24 protein-coding genes are annotated in these 22,692 nt (G+C 62.3%); 17 read left to right on the top strand and 7 right to left on the bottom strand.

Features of this window, described 5'->3' with window-relative positions:
- Position 1 precedes the first annotated feature (1 nt).
- On the top strand, positions 2–295 hold the full coding sequence (locus tag AB4O22_RS11700; protein ID WP_053162629.1) for a DUF1330 domain-containing protein: 294 nt from the start codon (positions 2–4) through the stop codon (positions 293–295).
- Positions 296–301: 6 nt separating this feature from the next.
- On the opposite strand, the gene AB4O22_RS11695 is transcribed toward AB4O22_RS11700, so the two are convergent.
- From AB4O22_RS11695 to AB4O22_RS11665, 7 genes are all read right to left on the bottom strand, one after another.
- On the bottom strand, positions 302–865 hold the full coding sequence (locus AB4O22_RS11695; RefSeq protein ID WP_003201681.1) for an NUDIX hydrolase: 564 nt from the start codon (positions 863–865) through the stop codon (positions 302–304).
- Positions 866–867: 2 nt separating this feature from the next.
- Complete coding sequence (locus AB4O22_RS11690; RefSeq protein ID WP_003201683.1) at positions 868–1,620, bottom strand: GntR family transcriptional regulator; 753 nt, start codon at positions 1,618–1,620, stop codon at positions 868–870.
- Positions 1,621–1,680: 60 nt separating this feature from the next.
- Positions 1,681–2,085 carry a carboxymuconolactone decarboxylase family protein gene (locus AB4O22_RS11685; RefSeq protein WP_460096357.1) on the bottom strand — a complete coding sequence of 135 codons (405 nt, stop codon included), beginning with the start codon at positions 2,083–2,085 and terminating at the stop codon, positions 1,681–1,683.
- Positions 2,086–2,218: 133 nt separating this feature from the next.
- Positions 2,219–2,704, bottom strand: a complete 486-nt coding sequence (locus tag AB4O22_RS11680; RefSeq protein ID WP_003201687.1) for a flavin reductase family protein — start codon at positions 2,702–2,704, stop codon at positions 2,219–2,221.
- Between the two features lie 12 nt (positions 2,705–2,716).
- Positions 2,717–4,198: an aldehyde dehydrogenase gene (locus AB4O22_RS11675; RefSeq protein WP_460096356.1), complete on the bottom strand. Its 1,482-nt coding sequence runs from the start codon at positions 4,196–4,198 to the stop codon at positions 2,717–2,719.
- Complete coding sequence (locus tag AB4O22_RS11670) at positions 4,195–5,028, bottom strand: alpha/beta fold hydrolase (protein WP_003201690.1); 834 nt, start codon at positions 5,026–5,028, stop codon at positions 4,195–4,197. The genes AB4O22_RS11675 and AB4O22_RS11670 overlap by 4 nt, the downstream gene beginning before the upstream one ends.
- Before the next feature lie 45 nt (positions 5,029–5,073).
- Positions 5,074–5,664, bottom strand: coding sequence for an amino acid synthesis family protein (locus AB4O22_RS11665; RefSeq protein ID WP_460096355.1), 591 nt, complete (start codon positions 5,662–5,664; stop codon positions 5,074–5,076).
- A 203-nt stretch (positions 5,665–5,867) separates the two neighbouring features.
- Between AB4O22_RS11665 and AB4O22_RS11660 the strand changes: the two genes are divergently transcribed.
- The 16 genes from AB4O22_RS11660 to AB4O22_RS11585 all read left to right on the top strand — a co-directional run bounded on the left by AB4O22_RS11660 (position 5,868) and on the right by AB4O22_RS11585 (position 22,661).
- Positions 5,868–7,355: a hypothetical protein gene (locus AB4O22_RS11660; protein WP_460096354.1), complete on the top strand. Its 1,488-nt coding sequence runs from the start codon at positions 5,868–5,870 to the stop codon at positions 7,353–7,355.
- Between the two features lie 503 nt (positions 7,356–7,858).
- Positions 7,859–9,268 (top strand): circularly permuted type 2 ATP-grasp protein, encoded by a 1,410-nt coding sequence (locus tag AB4O22_RS11655; RefSeq protein WP_003201697.1) that lies wholly within the window; start codon positions 7,859–7,861, stop codon positions 9,266–9,268.
- A 3-nt stretch (positions 9,269–9,271) separates the two neighbouring features.
- Positions 9,272–10,222 carry an alpha-E domain-containing protein gene (locus tag AB4O22_RS11650; RefSeq protein WP_003201699.1) on the top strand — a complete coding sequence of 317 codons (951 nt, stop codon included), beginning with the start codon at positions 9,272–9,274 and terminating at the stop codon, positions 10,220–10,222.
- Positions 10,219–11,016: a transglutaminase family protein gene (locus AB4O22_RS11645; RefSeq protein ID WP_003201701.1), complete on the top strand. Its 798-nt coding sequence runs from the start codon at positions 10,219–10,221 to the stop codon at positions 11,014–11,016. Before AB4O22_RS11650 ends, AB4O22_RS11645 begins: the two co-directional genes overlap by 4 nt.
- Positions 11,017–11,365: 349 nt before the next feature.
- A complete protein-coding gene (locus AB4O22_RS11640) occupies positions 11,366–11,968 on the top strand; it encodes a transposase (protein WP_003201705.1) in 603 nt (200 codons plus the stop codon).
- Between the two features lie 68 nt (positions 11,969–12,036).
- On the top strand, positions 12,037–13,599 hold the full coding sequence (locus tag AB4O22_RS11635) for a ShlB/FhaC/HecB family hemolysin secretion/activation protein (RefSeq protein WP_377588945.1): 1,563 nt from the start codon (positions 12,037–12,039) through the stop codon (positions 13,597–13,599).
- A gap of 17 nt (positions 13,600–13,616) precedes the next feature.
- Complete coding sequence (locus AB4O22_RS11630) at positions 13,617–15,416, top strand: DUF2341 domain-containing protein (protein ID WP_460105610.1); 1,800 nt, start codon at positions 13,617–13,619, stop codon at positions 15,414–15,416.
- Positions 15,417–15,426: 10 nt separating this feature from the next.
- Positions 15,427–15,852, top strand: coding sequence for an ExbD/TolR family protein (locus AB4O22_RS11625; RefSeq protein WP_003201710.1), 426 nt, complete (start codon positions 15,427–15,429; stop codon positions 15,850–15,852).
- A gap of 2 nt (positions 15,853–15,854) precedes the next feature.
- Complete coding sequence (locus AB4O22_RS11620) at positions 15,855–16,559, top strand: energy transducer TonB family protein (RefSeq protein ID WP_003201712.1); 705 nt, start codon at positions 15,855–15,857, stop codon at positions 16,557–16,559.
- A gap of 38 nt (positions 16,560–16,597) precedes the next feature.
- Positions 16,598–18,289, top strand: a complete 1,692-nt coding sequence (locus AB4O22_RS11615; protein ID WP_460096352.1) for a putative porin — start codon at positions 16,598–16,600, stop codon at positions 18,287–18,289.
- A gap of 15 nt (positions 18,290–18,304) precedes the next feature.
- Positions 18,305–18,952: a hypothetical protein gene (locus AB4O22_RS11610; protein WP_013693324.1), complete on the top strand. Its 648-nt coding sequence runs from the start codon at positions 18,305–18,307 to the stop codon at positions 18,950–18,952.
- Between the two features lie 22 nt (positions 18,953–18,974).
- Positions 18,975–19,454, top strand: a complete 480-nt coding sequence (locus AB4O22_RS11605; protein ID WP_003201719.1) for a YbjN domain-containing protein — start codon at positions 18,975–18,977, stop codon at positions 19,452–19,454.
- Positions 19,451–20,395 (top strand): peptidylprolyl isomerase, encoded by a 945-nt coding sequence (locus AB4O22_RS11600; protein ID WP_003201720.1) that lies wholly within the window; start codon positions 19,451–19,453, stop codon positions 20,393–20,395. The genes AB4O22_RS11605 and AB4O22_RS11600 overlap by 4 nt, the downstream gene beginning before the upstream one ends.
- 40 nt (positions 20,396–20,435) lie before the next feature.
- On the top strand, positions 20,436–21,416 hold the full coding sequence (locus AB4O22_RS11595; protein ID WP_003201721.1) for a LysR family transcriptional regulator: 981 nt from the start codon (positions 20,436–20,438) through the stop codon (positions 21,414–21,416).
- A gap of 153 nt (positions 21,417–21,569) precedes the next feature.
- Positions 21,570–22,067 carry a GNAT family N-acetyltransferase gene (locus tag AB4O22_RS11590; protein WP_003201722.1) on the top strand — a complete coding sequence of 166 codons (498 nt, stop codon included), beginning with the start codon at positions 21,570–21,572 and terminating at the stop codon, positions 22,065–22,067.
- A 99-nt stretch (positions 22,068–22,166) separates the two neighbouring features.
- Positions 22,167–22,661: a hypothetical protein gene (locus AB4O22_RS11585; protein WP_027913040.1), complete on the top strand. Its 495-nt coding sequence runs from the start codon at positions 22,167–22,169 to the stop codon at positions 22,659–22,661.
- Positions 22,662–22,692 lie beyond the last annotated feature (31 nt).

Here is a 22,692-nt window from a genome sequence, read left to right as displayed (position 1 = left end):
TATGAAGGCGTACTGGATTGCTCATGTGGATGTCACCGACCCTGATCAATACAGCCAATACACCCAACGGGCGCCGGCGGCGTTTGCCTTGTATGGCGGTCGGATGTTGGCCCGGGGCGGGCGTAGCGAAGCGATGGAGGGCAGGCCCACGCCGCAGCGCAGCGTGGTGATCGAATTCGACTCCTACGAACAGGCGCTGGCCTGCTATCACTCGGCGCAGTATCAGGAGGCCAAGCGACATCGCGAAGGCGTGGCGCGGGCCGAGGTGATCATTGTCGAGGGTGTGGCGCCCTGAGATACGTCAGCGGATAAAGTGAATCTTGCCGCTGTCGTCGTTGCCCATGTAGATGCCATAGACCCCGGCCTGGCGTTCCTCGATATAACGTTCGAGGATCTGCCGGATGGCCGGGTAGTAGATGCTGTCCCAGGGAATGTCTTCGGGGGCGAAGAACTGGCAGGCGAGGGTTTCCGGGCCGAACTGGCCGGTGATCTCCAGTGCGATGGCGCGGAAGATGATGTACACCTCGCTGATCTTCGGCACGCTGAAGATCGAGTAGGGCGAAACGATTTCAGCGCGTACGCCGGTTTCTTCCCAGACTTCGCGCAGCGCCGCCTGTTCTGTGGTCTCACCGCCTTCCATGAAACCGGCCGGCAGTGTCCAGGTGCCTGGGCGCGGCGGGATGGCGCGCTGACACAGCAGGTACTTGCCGTCCTGCTCGATGATGCAGCCGGCAATGATCTTCGGGTTGACGTAGTGGATGTAGCCGCAACCGCCACACATCAGTCGTTCATGGGTATCGCCCGTTGGCAGACGGTGATCGAGGTCACTGCCGCCACACTTTGGACAAAAGCTCGGGCTGAACATGGCTAGCGACCTATGCGCGGTTCTTTGAGGGCGATGGGCGGGATGATCTCGGGGATTTCACCGGTCTCTTCCTGTTTGCGCTTGAGGTAATCCAGGGCGACCTTGGCGGCGGCGCGCACGTGGTCGACGCAGGCCTGGTGGGCCGCCAGGGGATCGCCGCTCTTGATCGCCTCGACCATGCGTTCCATTTCCTGGTTGCTGTCGCCGCGACGGTTTTCCTGGGACACCGAGGTTGCCCGCAAATAGCTGATGCGTGCCTGCAACTGGCGCAACTGGGTGGCGGCGACATGGTTGCCGGAGCCTTCGAGCAATACGTCGTAGAAGCCTTGCACCGAATCGATGACCTGTTGCAGTTCGCCCTCCTTGAGGGCCTTGCGGTTTTCCGCGAGGGCTTTTTCCAGGGCCTTGATGTCCTTGGCCTTGGCCCGCAGGGTGAACAACTGGACGATCAGGCCTTCGAGCACGCAACGCAGCTCATAGATATCCACGGCGTCGGCCAAAGTAATAATGGCGACCCGCGGCCCCTTGGCATCGGCAAACTCCACCAGGCCTTCGGATTCCAGGTGGCGCAGCGCTTCGCGTACCGACGTGCGGCTCACACCCAGGCGATCGCACAGATCGCGTTCGACCAGGCGATCACCCGGCAGAAGCTGGAAGTTCATGATGGCGCTTCGCAGTTTATCCAGCACGATCTCGCGCAGGGTAACGGGGTTGCGATTGACCTTGAAGCTGTCGTCGAGTGGCAGGCGTTTCATGGGGTCCGCTCTGTAATATGGCTGTCCATGCCAAACGGGCAACATCCGTGCACGTTCAGATCAAACAGCCGAGGGTTGACTGGAGGCCTCGGCATCGGCTTCGGCGAAGGCTTCACGGGCAAGCCGGAAACTGTCCACGGCAGCGGGGACGCCGCAATAGATACCGACCTGAAGCAGAATTTCGCGTATTTGCTCACGACTCAGGCCGTTACGCAAGGCGCCGCGCACATGCAGCTTGAGTTCGTGCGGGCGATTGAGCGCCGAGATCATGGCCAGGTTGATCATGCTGCGCTCCTTGAACGATAAACCCTCGCGACCCCAGACATGGCCCCAGCAATATTCGGTGACCATTTCCTGCAACGGCCGGGTGAAATCGTCGGCGTTCTCGATGGAGCGGTTGACGTAGTCCTGGCCCAGCACCTGGGTGCGGATCTTCAGGCCTTGTTCGTACTTGTCGTTGCTCATGCGGACTCCCTGAAGAAGTGATGAACCTGTGGGAGCGAGCTTGCTCGCGATAGCGGTGGGTCAGTCACAGTAATGTTGGATGTGCTGCCGTCATCGCGAGCAAGCTCGCTCCCACAGGGGATGTGTATGGTCATCAGGCCAGCGCAGGCAGCGGGCCCAGCTTGCCTTTGTGGTAGATCATCGGTGTTACCGGCTGTTCAGGCAGGATCAGGTTCTTCACCGCACCGACGATGATCGCGTGATCTCCACCGTCGTATTCGCGCCACAGTTCGCATTCGATGATCGCCGTGGCTTTGCTCAGCAATGGATTGCCCAGGTCGCTCAGGTGCCAATCGATGCCCTTGGCCTTGTCCTTGCCTTTACCGGCAAAGGCATAGGCTTCGGCGGTCTGGTCGGCGGACAGCAAGTGGATTGCGAACTGCTTGCTGTCGCGCAGCACCGGGTAGGTGTCAGAGGCGTAGTTGGGGCAGAACAGCACCAGCGCCGGGTCGATCGACAGCGCGCTGAAGGCGCTGGCGGTGATGCCGACGATATTGCCGTCCGGGTCCAGGGTGGTGACCACCGTGACGCCGGACGGGAAGGAGCTCATGACTTCTTTGTAGATACCGGGTTCGATCATTTCTCAGGACTCCTAGCGCATCACGAACGGATCAGGCATAGGCGCCTGGGACAGGTTGATCCACACCGTTTTCAGTTCGGTATAGGCCAGCACCGAATCGATGCCGCTCTCGCGTCCATAGCCACTGTTCTTGAAACCACCGATGGGCGCCATGGCCGACACTGCACGGTAGGTGTTGACCCAGATGATGCCCGAGCGCACATCCCGGGCCAGGCGATGGGCACGGCCCAGGTCGCGGGTCCAGATGCCGGCGGCGAGGCCGAATTGCGAGTCGTTGGCGATCGCCAGGGCTTCGGCTTCGTCCTTGAAACGAATCACCGAGGCGACCGGGCCGAAGACTTCTTCCTGCATGATCTTCATCGAGTTGCGGTCGCATTCGAACAGTGTCGGCTCATAGAACCAGCCATCCCCGAGATTCTCTGGACGCTTGCCGCCAGTGCGCAGGCGCGCACCTTCGGCGATGGCATCGGCGACCAGGCCTTCGACCACGGCCAGTTGCTGCGCGGTGGCCATGGGGCCCATTTCGCTGGCGTCTTCCTGCGGGTTGCCGATGCGGATGCGCTGGGCCCGTTCGACCAGGCGCGAGACGAACTCATCGTAGATTTCGTCCTGCACCAGCAGGCGTGAGCCGGACACGCAGCTCTGGCCGGATGCCGCATAGATCCCGGCAATTGCCCCGTTGATCGCACTGTCCAGGTCGGCGTCGGCAAAGATAATGTTTGGCGACTTGCCGCCCAGTTCCAGCGACAGCTTGGCGAAGTTCTCGGCGCTGCTGCGCACCACATGGCGAGCGGTGGCCGCGCCGCCGGTGAAGGCGATCTTGCGCACCAGCGGATGGCGGGTGAGGGCGGCGCCGATGCTCGGGCCGTAACCGGTGACGACGTTGACCACACCCGGTGGAATGCCGGCTTCCAGGGCGAGGCGAGCCAGCTCGAGAATGGTGGCCGAAGCGTGCTCGGACGGTTTGATCACGATGGTGTTGCCGGCCGCCAGTGCCGGTGCCAATTTGATCGCCGTCAGATACAGCGGGCTGTTCCAGGGAATGATCGCCGCGACCACGCCCATGGCTTCGTGCACGGTGTAGGCAAACAGGTCGGGCTTGTCCAGCGGCAGGGTGCCGCCTTCGAGCTTGTCGGCCAGGCCTGCGGTGTAGTGGAAGAACTCCGGCAGGTAGCCGACCTGGCCGCGGGTTTCACGGATCAGCTTGCCGTTGTCGCGGCTTTCCAACTGGGCCAGTTGTTCTTTGTTCTCGGCGATCAGGTCACCGAGTCGACGCAGTAACTTGCCGCGTGCAGTGGCGGTCAAGCCGCGCCAGGCCGGGCTGTCGAAAGCGCTCTGTGCCGCCTGGACGGCGCGCTCGACATCGGCTTCGTCGGCGTCGGGCAACTCGGCCCAGGGTTGGGCCAGGGCCGGGTTCAGACTTTCGAAGGTCTTGCCGGAGAGGGCATCGACCCATTCACCGCCGATGCACATCGAAAAACGTGCGAGTGTCATGCAACGATCCCCTTTATTTGGTTTTGTCGGGCGTTTGCTGTGTCGAGAAATTCCAGCAACAGCTGGTTGACCAGGCGCGGCGACTCTACCGGCATCATATGCCGCTGCTCGGCGAGTACGGCAACCGTGGCGCCGGGAATTCGCTCGGCCAGTTGCCGGGCCATTTCCGGTGTCGAGCCGGGGTCCAGTTCGCCAGTGGCGATCAGTGTCGGTACCTGAATATTGCCCAGGTCATCGGCGCGGTACATGTCCTGGGTGGCGAACAGTTCATAGGTGGTCAGGTAACCCTGGGGATCATTCTGCGCCAGGGTCTGGCGCAACGCGGCAATCTGCGCCGGGTTGGCCGCCTGGTATTCACGGCTGAACCAGCGCGACAACGCAGCCTCGGCATTGGCGTCCGGCCCATGCTCGGCGGCCTGGGCCGTACGGGCGATGACCCCGGCGCGCTGTTCGGCGCTGCGGTTGAACACACTGTTGAGCACCACCAGGCCTTGCAGGCGTTGCGGGTAATGCAAGGCAAACGCACGGGCTACCAGCCCGCCCATGGAAAAGCCGATCACCGTCGCCTGGGGCAGTTGCAAATGATCGAGCAACTCCAGCAACTGGTCGGCGTAGCCCAGCAGCGCGGTACCGCTTTGCGGACGCGGGCTGGCGCCATGGCCGAGCATGTCGTAGGCAATCACACGGTATTGCGTGGCCAGGCCAACGACCTGGCCGCCCCACATTTCTTTGTTCAGGCCCACACCATGGATCAAGACCACGGGTTGGCCTTGGCCGGTTGCCAGGTAGCTGGTGCCGGCCGGGGTGAGTTCAGCGGTGAGCCGAATCATGGAGCGCTCCTGCATGCCTTTTTTATTGTGGTTACCGAGGCTGGATTACTGCGCATTCTCGGCGGCCAGTTCTTCCAGGTCGATGTAGCGGTTGCCGATGCGCGGATGCAGGCGGCCGCCATCGGCGCAGCCCAGCACCACGACGATTTCGTCGGCGCGCGGGGCGTCTTCAATTTGCATTTCCAGGGTGATGTAGTGCGAACGCAGGCCTTCGTCGTCCTTGTGCATCATCGGGATCTGAATCGAGGTGCCAGGGCCGCCGCGCTTGTTGGTGAAGCTCAGGTAGCTCTTGGCCTTGACCGCTTCGCGGTAGTGGTTGCCGAAGCGCAGGGTGTGGATCACGGCGGAGGCGTGCTCGATTTCGCCGTCGGCGCCCACCACGGCGGCCTTGCCATAAGCTTCGATCTTCTCGGCGCCGCCGATGATGCTCACCAGGCGCTCGACCATCAGCGCGCCGAGGTCGGAGCAGTTGGCGCGGATTTCCGGCTTCAGGTCTTCGACAAAGCCGCGACCCAGCCAAGGGTTTTTCATTACCATCGCCAACCCGACCATGGTCACCGGTTTGTCGGTGGCCTTGCCGCCTTCGATAAAGGTTTCTTCGACATAGCTGACGATCTTGCGAATTTCGAAACTCATGAGCTGCTCCCTGGGTGGGTGATTAGGTCTTTGCGTATGATGGTATACCATAATACTGAAGGCGCAAATCCCCACGGCGAGTTTGTGTTCGGGAGGCGACCGAAGGCAGCTTGCCCGCGACCCAAGGGGAATTGGTCTACGCTTGGTGCGCGGACACCCGATTGTTTTCGGATAACCCTGCAACGTGTCCCGGGGGAGGAAGGATGCCCTTCGAAGTCGCCGATATCTCAATCACCGCCTGGTCGTTGATGAGCCCAACTTACGAGACGCTCAAACCCCACGAAGCCCTTATCAAGCGTTTCCTGGGGAGCGATCTGCAGGTTCGCTTTCCGACGACCCAGGCGGCCGTGCAGGCGCTGGCGCAGCCCGCTCAGGCCTTTCCCCTCAAGTGGCGGGTGGGGGCCACTCCATTGGCCGAGGCCAATCAAAGCATCAACCAGTGTCTGGATGCCCTGGCGCTTTATTTGCGGGACCAGGACAAACGCAAGTACCAGGACATGCTGGACGACGCGAATGCCACAGGTGGCTCGCTGTTCACCGATGCGCGGAAAAACACACCGGCGCAATTCGTCGGCCAGAAGTGCACTTATTACTACCAGGGCGCGTACATGTCGGGTGATCAGTTCGCTGTCGGCGCGGCGTTGTGCCATGACCTCAGCTCACGACTGATCTTGCTCTACGCGGCCGCTGACGAGGCGGCGGCCAAGCGGCTGGTCAAGTTCTATGGCACTTCCTGTGGGGTAAAGGCCGCTCGGTTGCTGCCGGTGTTGGTCACCGATGCCAAGGCTGCCTGCGAGACGTGTCGCCTGGTGGTCGACGCCAGGATCAATAAAAGTGCGCTGCCACCCTTCACCGACGCGGTACTGGGATTCCTGGCCGGCGTCGCCAACGGTGCAAAATTGTGCCCCGTGGGCGGCGCCACCACCGATGTCGCAGCGTCGGTGCTCAGTGGCGACGGCAAGGGCAGCATCGCCAAGTGGGACAATGTCGATCCCAATACCAATCGCTACTGGGCGTATCGCCTCGACAAGTTCCTGGGGCTCAAAGGGGTGGTCAAGGGCCAGAGCTACATCATTGTCTGGACCCGCTTCAGCGGCAAGGACGGCGGTGCCCATCCGGAATTGGACGACAGTTGGACGGGGTTGGGGCAGGTGTGTCACCGGCTGTTGAAAAAAGGTCGGAACGTCATCGTGGTCGGACGCCCGAGGACCAACCGGGACCTCAACGTGAAGCTGACGACCCACCTGGGTCAACTCGACCAAGCTGACGGTCCTGTGTCCCGAGCCAATCTTCAGGTCTGGGGTGAGTATTGGAAGTTGGACAACGGCAACCCCAACCAGAAAATCATCGGGCCGAACCGTGCTGCCGAATATGCCATTTTCCTGCGTATGAAAAGTGCCGAATGGAATTGCAAACTGGTGCACCTGGGCATGCGCAGCGGTGCGATGGATGCCGCGGCCTTGCTGGGCATGCGCACTCGATTCATCGAAAACGCCGGCAACGAGCAGATCGCGCGAACGACCAAATGGACCGGGGCGACCAATACCAATCTTCTCTACCAGCGCATCCCGGTGGCCGAACTGCCTACCTGGAGGGCGCGAGGCCGAGAGGAAAACCTGGTGGTCAAGCGAGGTTACCTGCCCACAGACCTGGAGATGATCGTCGCCAGTGTCGAGGGCGCATTGACTTGAGGTGAACGGCCGTGCTGCTTCAAGCTGGGGCGGCGGGTATGAATCCGTGCATTTTCCTGCAACGTTGCAGTGCGTTCAGGTTTTCACTGCCTGGGGTTGAGCGCGGCGCGTGAAGGGTCAGCCGTGGATGAATGAGTAAAAACTTCCCTCTTGTGGGGCAAGGCTGTCCCATTCCACCCGCTCAAGAACCGTTCAAGCCGCGTTCGAGAGAAAGGGCGCCCGCATTTATGGTCGTTAATGTCGCTAGATCGAAAAATAATTTCGCCTTTTAGTGGTTTTGCAATACTTTTTCTATTCAGGGTGTGACGCCGTGACGCTTAGGCACACCCTTTGCTAAGCATTGAAAAGCCGGCCTCCCAGGCCTGGACACACCATCCATGAAGAAACAGAGGGGAATCCCAGGACCGCACTCAATAAAGCAGGGCTCAAAGCAAGGCAAGGCCGAACCGTCGGAATGACGAAGTGATAAGAAATGCCGTGTAGAACGCGGCTGGGAGTTGGCTATGCCCCACGCTTTTTTTAATGAAATGTATGACGCCAAGGGTGACTGCCGCCCGCATTACCAAGCCTTCTCGCGCTGGCTGGCGGATACACCGCTCGAGCTGCTAGAGCAACGCCGCCGCGAAGCCGACCTGCTGTTCCATCGAGCCGGTATCACTTTCACCCTCTACGGGGACGAGCAGGGCACCGAGCGGTTGATTCCGTTCGACATCATCCCGCGCAGCATCAAGGCCAGCGAATGGCAGATGGTCGAGCGTGGCTGCATTCAGCGGGTCCAGGCCCTGAACATGTTCCTGGCCGACATCTACCATGGGCAGCACATCCTCAAGGAAGGCATCATTCCTCCCGAACAGGTGCTCGCCAACGAGGGGTATCAGATTGCGATGCAGGGCCTGAACCTGCACCGCGGCATTTACGCCCATATCGCCGGTGTCGACCTGGTTCGCGACGGTGACGGCAGCTACTACGTGCTGGAGGACAACCTGCGTACCCCCAGCGGCGTGAGCTACATGCTCGAAGACCGCAAGATGATGATGCGCCTGTTCCCCGAGCTCTTCGCCGCCCAACGCGTGGCTCCTATCGATCATTACCCGAACCTGCTGCTCGACACCCTCAAGAGCTCAAGCCCCCTCGAGAACCCTACCGCCGTGGTGCTGACCCCGGGGCGCTTCAACAGTGCCTATTTCGAGCACGCGTTCCTGGCCCGTGAAATGGGCGTGGAGCTGGTGGAGGGCGCGGACCTGTTCGTGCGTGACGACCATGTCTACATGCGCACCACCGCCGGCCCACGGCAGGTGGACGTGATTTATCGTCGCCTTGACGATGCCTACCTCGACCCGCTGTCGTTCAACCCCGATTCGATGCTGGGCGTGCCCGGGCTGATCGCTGTGTACCGCGCGGGCAATGTGGTGCTGGCGAACGCGGTCGGCACGGGCGTGGCTGATGACAAATCGATCTACCCCTACGTCGACGAGATGATCCGCTTCTACCTCACCGAAGAACCGATCCTGAAGAACGTGCCCACCTGGCAGTGTCGCAAGCCTCAGGACCTGTCCCATGTGCTGGCCAACCTGCCGGATCTGGTGGTCAAGGAAACCCAGGGCTCCGGCGGCTACGGCATGCTGGTCGGGCCGGCCGCCAGCGCGGCGGAGATCGAAGATTTCCGCGCACGCCTCAAGGCCCGTCCTGAAGCCTACATCGCCCAGCCAACCTTGAGCCTGTCCACGTGCCCGACCTTTGTCGAGAGCGGCATCGCGCCGCGCCACATCGACCTGCGTCCGTTCGTGCTGTCGGGCAAGGAAACGCGCCTGGTGCCCGGCGGGCTGACCCGCGTGGCGCTGCGCGAAGGCTCGCTGGTGGTGAACTCGTCCCAGGGCGGTGGCACCAAAGACACTTGGGTAGTGGAGGACTAAGACATGCTTTCAAGAACTGCTTCGGACCTCTATTGGATGTCCCGCTACCTGGAGCGCGCCGAGAACCTGGCGCGCATGCTCGAAGTCAGCTATTCGTTGTCGCTGATGCCCCAGGCCGGGCGCAGCGATGGCCATGCCGAGCTGGCGATGTCGCTGCTGGCGGCCGGTACGCTGGACGACTACAACGCCCGTTATGACGCGCTCAACACCGAGCGCATGCTGCATTTCTTCGCGCTGGATGAAACCAACCCCGGCAGTATCTACAGCTGCCTGCGGGCCGCGCGGACCAATGCCCATGCCGTGCGCGGGCGCATTACCGCCGACATGTGGGAGAACATCAACGCTACCTGGCTGGAAATGCGCAACATCGCCAGCAACGGCCTGGGGCGCTACGGCATCAGCCATTTCTGCGAGTGGGTCAAGGAGCGCTCGCACCTGTTCCGTGGCGCGACGTCGGGCACGATCATGCGCAACGATGCCTACTGCTTCATTCGCCTGGGCACCTTTATCGAGCGGGCCGACAACACGCTGCGCCTGCTGGACGCCCGCTACGAAATGTTCGGCGAGGAATCGGAGGAGGTCAGCGACAACTCGGCCCGTGGTTATTACCAGTGGAGTGCCTTGTTGCGTGCGTTGTCTTCGTTCGAGGCGTTCAACGAGATCTACCGCAATGCGCCCAATGCCGAGCAGGTTTCCGAGATGTTGCTGTTGCGTGCTGACGTCCCACGCTCGCTGCATGCCTGCATCGAGGAGCTGGACCATATTCTCGCCAGCTTGCCGGGCAACAACGGCCGGCCAGCGCAACGCCTGGCCGCCGAGCTGAATGCGCGCCTGCGTTATTCGGGGATCGATGAGATCCTGGCGTCGGGCCTGCATCAATGGTTGACCGACTTGATTGGGCAGATCCGCCACTTGGGCCAGACCGTCCATGAGTCTTACCTGGAGGTCGTATGAAACTATCCATACGCCATGACACGACCTACAGCTACGCCGATGAAGTCTGCACCAGCATCCAGTTCCTGCGCCTGACGCCCCGGGACACTCAGCGCCAGCGCATCCTGGAATGGCACCTGGAGCTGCCGCGACTGGTACGCAGCCAGATTGATCCCTATGGCAACATCTTGCATGTGATGACCATGGACGAGCCCCACGGCGCCTTGGTACTGACGGCTTATGGCGAGGTGGAAATCCATCAGTCCATCGCGATGGAACCGGACAACCAGTCGCCGCTGCCTTTCTTGCGCACCAGTCGCCTGACCCAGGCGGATGAGACCCTCAGCGCCTTCGCCGTCGAGCAATGCGCTGGCCGGCGCGATCGTTCGGCCTTGACCGATCTGATGAATGGTTTGGCGGCGCGGATGCCCTACAGCCCCGGCACGACGGCGGTCAACAGCACCGCTGCCGAGGCGTTTGCCGGTGGAACGGGGGTGTGCCAGGACCATACTCACGCATTCCTCGCCTGCGCCCGCAGCCTGGGCATTCCTGCGCGCTATGTTTCCGGCTATTTGTGCACCGAAGATGAAAGCCACCTGGCGAGCCACGCCTGGGCGGAAGCCTGGCTGGATGATGGCTGGTACAGCTTCGACGTGACCAACCGCCTGACCCTTCCCGACCGCCACCTGAAACTGGCGGTCGGCCTGGACTACCTCGACGCCTGCCCGGTACGCGGCATGCGCCGGGGTGGCGGAGCGGAACAGATGCAGGCGAGGGTGCAGGTAAGCTCGATGGTGCAGGTGCAGCACCAATAACGGCAGGCTTCATCGCCACCACCCGATCCCACATGGAATTGGGTGGTGGACACAAACCTTGTATCCACCCGAGAACCCCTGTGGGAGCCGAGCTTGCTTGCGATGGCGGCAGCCCATCCAACATCGATGCAAACAGATCCACCGCTTTCGCGAGCAAGCTCGCTCCCACAAAAAATCCGCCAGTCGCCCCAAGTCTGGGCATCTCCCTGGTCTCCCCAAAATGAAGCTTTCATGACAAAAGTTCGGTAGCACATCGCCATTCCCGTCATGCCTGTGTGACGTGTTCAAGGGGGCCTGCAAGGTCGTTTTGGAGCCGGGGCGCGAAGCCGGGAGTGAGGCGATGGGGACTATGGAACGTTATTCGAAAGTGGGCATGCAGGAGCTTGACCAGCGGCTGTCGAAGATCGTCGAGGCGGCGCGCAAGCAGCCGGTCTCGGTGTATCGCTACGGCGCACCGTGGGTCTGGATCGTTTCCCAGGATGACTGGCAAGGCGCGCTCAAGGAAGTGTCCAGCTACATTCCGCAAGGCCATTCACTGGTCTTGCTGCGTCCGCAGATCGACGACCTGCTGGATGACCATCGCGATGTGTTGCAGGGCCTCAACGCCGGTGCCCAGATGTTGATCGCACCGCAAACCGCCATGCATATCCTCCTGCTGCAACTGCTCTATTCGGTGCCCAGCGAGCAGCAACTCTACGAACAACTCAACTACAACCTGCTGTTCCGCTGGTTCGTCGGCCTGGACCTGAACCAGAAGGTCTGGAGCTTCAACGTCCTGAGCAAAGACCTCGCCACACTGCTGGGCGACGCGCGGGCGGTGCGGCTCATCCAGAAAATCATCGGTGAAGTGTTCTGTGGCGCCTTGCTGCAAATGCCGGAGTTCTCCTTGAACTTCGCGCTGCTGCACACCTGGCTGGCCCGGCACGCCACGACATCGATCGCAAGCAATTGAGCCGTATTTTGAATTCAGGGGGTGGTGTGGAGCATTTCTTCAAATCGCGGCCGGCGCTGTGGGGCTGGTTGCTGTTGGCGGTCGGGGGGCCGTCGGCGTTCGCCGCCGAAGGAGGGCAGGAGGCCGAAGCGGCGCCGGCGCGCCTGGTGGACGTGAACGAGTATTTCGTGCGGGGCAACACCGTGCTCGATGCCCGGGCCATCGAGGAAGCGGTGTACCCGTTCCTCGGCCCGCAAAAGGCCTTGAGCGACATCGAAGGCGCCCGGGAGGCCTTGCAAAAGGTCTATCAGGCCCGGGGTTATCAATCGGTGTTCGTTGAGTTGCCAGAGCAAAAAGTCGAAGACGGCATCGTCTACCTGCAAGTCAGCGAAACCAAGATCGGCCGGGTACGGGTGGTGGGGGCCAAGCATTATTCACCCGTCGAAATCCGTGATGACGTGCCGGCGCTCAAGGAAGGCGAGGTGCCTGATTTCGCCCAGGTCCAGGCAGAACTGGCGCTGCTGAACAAAACCCCGGGGCGCCAGGTCATGCCGCTGGTGCGTGAAGGCCAGCGCCCCGGGACGATGGACGTGGATTTGCAGGTCGAAGACCAGGACCCCTGGCAGGCCAGCCTGGGGCTGAACAACGACTACAGTGCCGACACCGAGAAGCTGCGCACGGTCGCCAGCCTGGGTTACAACAACCTCTGGCAACTGGGCCACAGCGTTTCGCTGACCTTCTTCACCGCACCCCAGGACACCGAAAACGCCAAGGTCTGGTCGGGCTCCTATACCGCGCCGCTGAGCGAACGCTGGAGTGTGCAGTTCTCGGGTTACCAATCCGACAGCAACGTAGCGACGGTTGGCGGCAGCAACGTGTTGGGCAAAGGTCATTCCTACGGGGTGTCGGCGATCTACAGCCTGCCGTCCAGTGGGGCATGGGCCAACAGTTTTTCGGTCGGGGTGGATTTCAAGGATTTCGAAGAAGAGCTCAACCTCGGTGGTGCCAGCGATAAGGCACCGCTCAAGTACGCGCCGTTCACCTTCGCCTACAACGGCTTTCGCTACACCGAACACAGCCAGTTGGGCCTCGGCCTGAGCCTGGTGGCGGGCACCCGGAGCCTGCTGGGTTACGGCAGCTCCGACGAAGAGTTCGACTACAAGCGCTATCGCGCCAGCCCCAGCTTCGCCGTGCTCAAGGGTGACGGCAATTACACCTTCACCTTCGGCAATGATTGGCAGACCGCCTCCAAGGCGGCCTTCCAACTCGCCTCCGGGCCGCTGGTTTCCAACGAACAATTCTCTGCCGGTGGCGCCACCTCGGTGCGTGGCTACCTGGCCGCCGAGCGCACCGGTGATGACGGCTACTTGCTGTCCCAGGAGCTGCGCACACCGTCCCTGGCCAAGTTTCTCGGCAGTTATGTCCAGGAGTGGCGCTTCTATGCCTTCGCCGAAGGCGCGCAGTTGTACTTGCGCGACGAACTGCCCGACCAGGAGGCCGACTACAGCCTCGCCAGCGTCGGCCTCGGCACACGCGCCAGCCTGAGCAAATGGCTGTCCGGCAGCCTCGACTGGGGCTATCCGCTGCTCGAAGGGCCGAACACCTCGAAACAGGAATCGCGCCTGCATTTCAACCTGCAAGCGACGTTTTGAACCCAGGAGTCATGTCCATGCAACGCTTATTGTTATCCCTGTTTATCTGCCTGGGGCTGGTGCTTCCGGCGACCGCCAACGCCTGGTGGCAGGATGATTGGCACTACCGCAAACAGATTTCCGTGGACACCACGCCCCAGGGCGCCGCCATCGCCCAGGCCTTGGGTCGCACCGCGTTGCTGGTGCGCCTGCACACCGGCAATTTCACCTTCGACGGCGTCAAGGACGACGGCTCGGACCTGCGTTTCGTCAGTGCCGATGACAAGACCGTGCTCAATCACCAGATCGAAAGCTTCGACCCGTTGATGGGCATGGCGCTGATATGGGTTGATGTGCCGAGCGTGGAGGGTGGCCAGCGTCAGGACGTGTGGATGTATTACGGAAACCAGAAGGCGCCGGCCACGGGCAGCGGCCAGTTGACCTTCGACCCGGACTACACCGCGTTGTACCACTTTGACGGCGCCACAGGCGTACCGCCCCGGGACACCACGGCCTACGGCAACAATGCCCAGGGCGCGGCCGGTGTCAGCATCGACGGCGTGATCGGGCGTGCCTTGCAGTTCAACGGCCAGCCGCTGTTGTTGCCGGCCAGCCCTTCGTTGCAACACAGTGCCGGTGCAGCGTTCACCTTCAGCACCTGGCTGCGCCAGGACCAGGCCAGTGGCGAACAGATCATCCTGGCCCGTCGCGAAGCCGTTACCAGCCTGTTGGTTGGCGTCAACCAGGGTGTGCCGTTCGTAGCGATCAATGACCAGCGTGCGGTCTCGACCCAGCCACTGAACCCTGGCCAGTGGCAGCACCTGGCGTTGACCGCCTCGGGCGACCGGGTCGTGCTGTACGTCAATGGGCGTGAAACCGCGAGCCTGGCGGTGGCGATGCCAGCGTTCAATTCGCCGATAGCCCTGGGGGCCGACCTTTCCGCAGGTGCCTTCGCGCCATTTGGCGGGGCCATGGACGAAGCGCGCCTGTCCAAGGTCGCCCGTCCGGCGCCGCTGTTGTTGGCTGACGCCAATGCCCAGGGCGCCGAGTCGAAACTGGTGGCCTACGGTGTCGATGAAGAACAGTCCGGTTTCGGCTTTGGCAGCCTGGGTTTCCTGCTCAAGGCCGTGCCGATGGACGCCTGGGTGATCATCGGGGTACTGGTGCTGATGATGTTCCAGTCGTGGATCATCATGATCCGCAAGAACCGCATGGTCAGCCGTCTCAGCGCGGCCAACGAGGCCTTCCGCGAACAGTTCGCCCAGATCGGCACACGCCTGGAAATGTTCGCCGACGACCAGGGCCTCGTCCAGCGCCTGCAACATTCGTCGCTGTGGCGCTTGTACCTGGTGGCCGTCAAGGAAATCCGCACCCGCCGCGAGCAGGGCGCTGACACTTCGTCGGTGTCGGCAGCCACCATCGAAGCGATCCGCTGTTCCATGGACGGCGTGCGCACCCGGGAAAACCAAGCACTGAGTTCGAAGCTCTCGACCCTGTCCAACGCCATCGCCGGCGGTCCGTACATCGGCCTGCTCGGCACCGTGCTGGGGATCATGGTGGTGTTCCTCGGCACGGCCATGGCCGGTGACGTGAACATCAACGCCATTGCCCCGGGCATGGCCGCGGCATTGCTCGCCACCGCCATGGGCCTGTTCGTCGCGATCCCGGCGCTGTTTGGCTACAACCGCCTGATCACCCGCAACAAGGAAGTCAGCGCCGACATGCGGGTCTTCGTCGACGAGTTCATTACGCGCCTGGCGGAGATGCACGGCGAAGGCCAGTCCGGTGAAGCGGCGCATCGCCGTAATCATCACGTCCAATCGTCCGTACCGGCCTGAGGGAATCGCCATGGCTAGCGTAAACGCTTCACACGATGACGACGATGACGCGGCGGTCGACAGCATCAACATCACGCCGCTGGTGGACGTGCTCATGGTGGTGCTGGTGATGTTCATCCTCACGGCCACGGCCCAGGTGTCGGGTATCCAGATCAACCTGCCCAAGGCCAGTGCCTCGGTGTCGTTGTCCGAAGCCAAGACCAAGGCGATTTCGGTGAACGACGGCGGGCAGGTCTTCCTCGATGCCTATCCGGTGACCCTGGCCGAGCTGGAAGAGCGCCTGCGCATCGAAAAGGCCCAGAGCCCGGACTTCCCGGTGATCGTGCGCGGCGACGCGACGGTGCAGTACCAGAAAGTCATAGAAGTGCTGGACCTGCTGCGGCGCCTGGAACTGTCCCAGGTCGGTCTGGTGACCGGCAAACCGAGCCAGGGCTGACCATGACCGCCAGACTTCCCATCGATCCGCCCCCGGTGAAGACCTCGCCGTTGCGCCTGCTCAAATGGGCCGCCGGCCTGGCGCTGGGTGCCGTGGCGGCCTGGCTGCTGTGGCAGTGGGCCAATGACATGAGTGGCGTGCGCCGCGAAGCGCCGAAGGTGCCGACCATTATCCCGCTGCCGCCTCCGCCCCCACCACCGCCGGAGAAACCCAAGGAGCCGGAACCCCAGGTCGAGGAGAAGGTGGTCGAGCCAGAGCCGACCCCGGAACCCGAAGAGGTCAAGCCCGAGGAAGAGGCACCGCCGTCGCCGGTCGATGACCTGGCGAACCCGATGCAGATGGACGGCGATGCCCAATCCGGCAACGACGCCTTCAACATCGGCGCGGGCAAGGGCGGCGGCATGGCTGGGGCAGGGGGCGGGCGCCTGGGCAATGGCACTTACAGCCAGTTCCTGGCATTCACCTTCCAGCGCTTGCTGCGAGAAAACCCCGACTTGCGCAGCCTGGCGTTCTCGCTGCAGGCCGATGTCTGGCTCAGTGCCGTGGGCGAAATCACCCGGGTCGAGTTGGTCAAGTCCAGCGGCAACCCGCAAGTGGACGAACAAGTTATTTCCGCCCTGCGTGCCGCGCCCCATTTGAGTGAACGGCCACCGGCCTCCCTGACTTTACCCGTGCGCTTGTCCTTGCAGGGACGGCGGCCGGGTTAACCGACTATTTGAAAGTTTGCCAAAGGAGTTGTGTGCAGATGATTTCCAATGTGAATCGATTATCGTGGGCGATCGGCCTGGTGGTCCTGAGCCTGGCCGGGCACGCGGCCGCCGCCCCAGCGCCCTCGGAAAACGCCACGATCAATCTGATCCGCCTGCTGGTGCAGCAGGGCGTGTTGAAACAGGATCAGGCCGATGGCTTGATCACCCAGGCTGAACGGGAAGCCGTGCAGGCCCGCCAGGCAGCCACGGCGGTTGCCGCAACGCCGGCCGGCGCGCCGGGGGACGTGCGGGTGCAATACGTGCCGAACATCGTGCGTGAGCAGATCCGCGACCAGGTCAAGGCTGAAGTCATGGCCACCGCCAAGCAGGAAAACTGGGCCCAGCCCAACACCTTCCCGGATTGGGTCTCGCGCATCAGTTTCGATGGCGACATTCGCCTGCGGGATGAGTCGCGCTATTACTCGGGCACCAACAGCAACCAAATCGTCGACTTCGCCCGGCTCAATGACAAGGGCCCCTACGACGTCAACCCCAACAGCAGCTCCAGCCTGCCGCCGTTGCTCAACACCCGTGAAGACCGCGAGAACCTGTTCCGCCTGCGCGCACGCCTGGGCATGAAGGCCGTGATTGCCCCGCAATGGACCGCGGGCATCCGCATCGGTACCGGCTCCGACAACAACCCGGTGTCCACCACCCAGACCCTCGGTGGTGGTTTTGGCAAGAAAGACATCTGGCTCGACCAGGGCTACCTGACCTGGAAGCCATCGGACGAATTGACCCTGACCGGCGGGCGTTTCGCCAACCCGTTTTTCTCCACCGACCTGTTGTATTCCGGTGACCTGAACTTCGACGGTGTGGCGGCGAACTTCAACCACAAGCTCAATCAGGACTGGGGCGTGTTCGGTACTGTTGGCGCGTTCCCGGTGGAGTACACCAACGACACCAGCACCAGCAACGGCAGCGACAAGGAGGAGAGCGACAACAAGTGGTTGTACGGTGCGCAACTGGGGGCCAACTGGGCCATCAACGACAGCAACCGGATCAAGGGGGCCATGGCCTATTACCGCTTCGACGACATCGAAGGCCAGCGCTCTTCGTCGTGCCAGCCTTGGGCCGGTGATCCAGGCTGCGACAGCGACGGTTCACGCGTGGCGTTCATGCAAAAGGGCAACACCGTGTTCCTGCTGCGCGACATCGCGCCCAATCCTCTCAACCCGTCCACCACGCCACAGCCGCAATACGTCGGCCTGGCCTCGGAATTCAACCTGCTGGACCTGAACCTGGCGTGGGACACCGATCTGCCCGAAGACCTGAAGCTGCGCAGCCAGGCCCACTACGTCCACAACCTGGGCTACGACGAAGGCGAGATGCGCAAGCGCTCCGCCGGGCAATTCGCCAACAACCTGGACAGCGATGGCGAGGTGGAAAGTGGCGCCAACGCCTGGATGCTCCAGTTCACCCTGGGTAACTCCCTGGAGCTCAAGCGCGAGGGCGACTGGAACCTGTTCGCCGGCTACAAGTACATCCAGCCCGATGCCTTGCCGGACGGCTTCAACGATTCGTCATTCCACTTGGGCGGTACCAATGCCAAGGGTTATTTCCTGGGCGGCAACTATGGCCTGGCGAGCAACGTCTTCGCCACCGGTCGCTGGTTGAGTTCCGAAGCGGTGTACGGCGCGCCGTACGACATCGATGTCTTGCAGCTTGAAATCAACACGCGCTTCTAAGCGCAGGGAGACCTCATGAAAAGGCGAGCCAAATACCCATGCCCGGCTGCGTTGCTGATGCTGGGTCTGCTGCTCAGTGGCTTGGCGCACGGCGAAGGCCTGGAAGAGCGGCTGCGGGCACAGCTGCGCAGTACCACCGCCCAGTTGCAGGCCCTGCAAAGCGAGCAGGCCCAGGCCAGCGCCGCTCGTCAGGCTGCCGAGAGCCAGGCCAAGGAGGCCCAGGCGCAGATCAAGCAATTGACCGCACAACTGAGCAAGGCCCAAGCCCTGGCCGAGCAGTTGGCCGGACATCAGCAAAACCTGCAAAACCAGGCCCAGGCCCAGGTGGCGGCGAGCAACGAGCAAATCGGCAAATTCAAGAAAGCCTATGAAGAACTGTTGACCCTGGCCCGTGGCAAAGAGACCGAGCGCGCCCGCCTGGAGGCGCAATTGACCGAGCGTGACACACAAGTGCAGCAATGTTCGGTCAAGAATCAGCAAATGTACGAAGTCGCCAAGACGCTGCTGCATGCCTACGAAACCATTGATGTGACCGACATCATGAAGATCCGCCAGCCGTTCGCGGCCAAGGCCCGGGTGCGTTTCGAAGAGCTGGCCCAGGGCTTTGGCGATGATCTCTACAAGAACCGTTTCGATGCGCCCCAGGCCTCGATCACTCACTGAACAGAACAAGGAAGAAGCGAGCATGACCTCAATGATTGAATACGTCGGTGCAAAATCCCTGACCGAGTGGTTGCAGGCTGCGGGTTATCGGGTCAACGAAACCGAACAGAACGGCATCGTGCAACTGCTCAGTGCCAGCCAGGGCATCGGCTTTGCGGTGCGTTTGGGTAATCCTGCGCCGACAGCGGGCCAATACCTGGACTTCACCTTCAGCTGCGCCTTGCGGGTACAGGGCGAGTTGCCAGCTGGGTTGGTGGAGTTGTGGAACGCCTCGCGCCGCTTTGCCCGGTTGTCGCTGCAGGGTGAGTTCCTGGTGATGGAAATGGACGTGGTGGTCGCGGCAGGCGTGAGCGCCGATCATTTGCGCAGCCACCTGGAACTGTGGGATCGCCTGTTGCAGGAGTTCATTGTCTACCTGCGTGAGTACAGCCAGAACGCGGCGCGCCTGCAAACCCCGGCCGAGCCCGTCGAGGCGCCATCGGAGGAGGCCGTCGCATCGTGAAAAAGCCGACCTTCGTCATCAGCGCCGCAGCGCTGGGCCTGCTCGCCGTGGCGCTGGTGCTGGGTCTGCGGCCGGGAAGCGATCCGGTCGCCGCGGTACAGACCGTAAGCGTTGCTACGGCCGACTCGCCGAGCCTGGCGCGCTTGGGCAACCAGCACGTCAGCCCCGATGAACTCAAGGCATTGCTGGCCGCGCTGGCTCCTGAAGTTCGCCAGCAAATGCGTGGCAATCGGGCTGCGCTGGAAGGCTGGATTCGTGCCCGCCTGGCGGAAAAGGCCGTGTTGGAGCAGGCCGACGCCCAGGGCTGGCGCGAGCGGCCCGAGGTGGAGCGCCAGACCCGGGCGGCGGCTGAGCAGATTGTGTTTCGCGACTACTTGCGGTCGGTCAGCCAGGTGCCCGCCGGGTATCCCAGTGAAGACGAGTTGAAGCAGGCTTATGACGCCGGGAAAGCCAACTGGACCGCACCGGCGTTGTACCGCGTCAGCCAGATTTTCCTGGCAGCCACCGAGCCGCAAACCGTAGAGGCGGTGCGCCGGCAAGCGCTGGAGTTGAGCAAGAAGGCCCAGGCCTCGCCCGCTGAATTCGGCGCCCTGGCCAGTCGTTTTTCCCAGGACCGCAGCAGTGCCGAGCGCGGCGGTGACAGTGGTTTCCAGCCCTTGCAGCAACTGGTCCCGCCGGTGCGTGAGGCGGTGGCGCGCCTGAAGGTCGGCGCGGTGTCGGACCCGGTGCAAAGTCCGGCGGGGTTTCATGTCATCAAGCTCACCGAACAACAGCCGGCCCGGGAAGCGACCCTGGACGACGTCCGCGAACGCCTGACCCAGGCCCTGCGCGCCCAGCGCCAGGAACAGATCGCCAAGGCCTACCTGGACGGCATGCTCGACACGGCCACGTTGAGCATCGATGGCGCGCAGTTGAGCAAGGTGCTGGAGGAGGGGCTTTAGGCCGGCCCAAATAATTCGTACAACCGACAGGGAGTCACCCATGACCTTCACCGAGCCCGCAGGACGCCAGGCTGTCACCGCATACCGCACACCGTTGCGTGTCCCCGATCCCTGGCTGACATTGGCCGGCGGTATTGAACCGCAGGTGGCGCAGTGTTTCCTGGTCAGTGCCCGTTGCGGCTGCTTCATGCAAGCGGCTCGTAGCCTCAACGTCAAGGCAACCTGGCTGCGCAAGCAGTTGGCGCAGTTGGAGACGCGCCTGCAACGCTCGCTGTTCAGCTTCCAGGGCAGCGCCTTGACCCTCACTCGTGAAGGCCGGCAGTTGCAGGCGCGATTGATCACCCTGGCCCACGAAAGTGCGCCGCCGCTGAACGATCAACCCTTGATTCGCCTCGCCGTGGCCGAGTCGATTCTGCATGACATCCTGGGACGCGACCTGATCTCGTTGCTACGGCGCAACGCCAGCGTGCGACTGCAGATCATCACCCTGGACAGTGAACTGGCACTGCAAGCCGTCAGCGCCGACCTGGTGCTCTGGTTGAGTGATGCCCAGGTGTCGGTGCCAGGGCCGAGCTTCGCCACGTTGCCCGCGGATCGACTGGCGCGGATGGACTATGTGCCGCACATCGCCAAGCGCTATTCACGACCGGCCACGCGCCCGGATTGCCTGGAGGACCTGAACGACTACATGCTGGTGCAATGGCAGGCGGACCGACACGTGGATGGCTTCGCCCCGTGGAATGCCCTGATAGAACAGCGCCGGGCCGGCGTGGTGCAGGTGCAATCCTACGAATTGATGCTGGAAATGATTCGCTGCAGCGCCTGCATCGGTCTGTTGCCGCAGTACATGAGCCGTTTCGACCGAGGCCTGGTGGCATTGCCGCAAGTGTTCGGCCCGTCGATGCAACGGTATTTGTGGATGGCCGTCAATGCCCAGGCCGAAGGCTCGCCAGAGGTGCAGATGCTTCGTGAGCTGATCCATCACACGCTGGATGAGCGCCGGGATTGGTTCCAGACCTAGCTGGTAGCACGATAATCCTGTGGGAGCGAGCTTGCTCGCGATAGCGGTGTATCCGTCAACGCGGATGCCAAAACCACCGCTCCCACAGGTTCCCCATAGCGCCTGGCGCGGCTTATAGTGATCGGCCTTGTCACGCCTCCAGGGAGGAGCTGCATGTCCGAATCATCGATCACCCTCGTACGCTTCACTGAAGCCCACATCGCCGGTGTCACCGCGCTCTACAACGATCCGGCGGTGACTCGCCAAGTGCTGCAAATGCCTTTCCAGTCCACCGAAGTCTGGCGTAAGCGTCTGGCAATGGACGACGAGCGTTTATTGAAACTGGTGGCCCTGCACGAGGGTGAAGTCATCGGCAACCTGGGACTGGAGCAGTTTTCGCGCGTGCGCCGTGCCCATTGCGGCAGTCTCGGCATGGGCGTGGCTGTCGCCTGGCAGGGCAAAGGCGTGGGGTCGATGTTGCTCGCGGCCGCGCTGGAGGTTGCGGACAACTGGATGAACCTGCGGCGGGTCGAGTTGACGGTGTACGCTGACAACGAAGCGGCCATCGGGCTGTACCGCAAGTTCGGCTTCGAAACCGAAGGCCTGATGCGCGACTACGCCGTGCGTGACGGTCGCTGGGTGGATACCCTGGCGATGGCGCGGTTGCGCTGAAGAGCCCAGCGCGCAGGCAAAGAGGGCTTTTACGTACGCCAACGTCTTGAACCTGTCATCATCGCGCTTCGCAGTACTCCCTTAATCGAGGACCGGCCCATGGACGATGTACAGCAATTGGGCGAGATGCTTCGTCACTACGCCGACAGCGAAGCGCACAAGAAACAACTGCACCAGGCCCAGGCAACGGTCTGGGCCGAACAGATCAAGGCGTTGTACGGGCAAATCGAGCAATGGCTGGCGCCCGTCATGGCGCTCGGCCTGCTGGAACTTAGCCGTGAGACCTATGTGGCGCACGGGCCGAGCGCTCCGGTAGAGACGTCCGGTTTCAAGACTGAAAAACTGACCTTGACCATCACCGGTAGACCGGTGGAATTCGTTCCGGAGGTGATGGGCGTAGGTGGGCTGATTTCTTTGTCGATCATTGGCCTGGCGGCGACCCGTCACGGCAGTATTTCGCTGGTTTGCCAACCGCCATCGGTGCAATGGCAATGGCGCCGGACCAACGGCTTGAAGGACCCCGACACATTTGCCTTCGATGCCAACTTCCTCGCACAACAGTTGCAGAGCCTGATACCGCGTGAACGCGGCTGAATCACGCACGCGCTTCTCAGCGCAGGCAAAA

Source organism: Pseudomonas sp. S3_B11 (assembly GCF_054667715.1).
The sequence above is the reverse complement of the archived record's forward strand: the minus strand, read 5'-3'. Positions and strand labels throughout refer to the sequence as shown.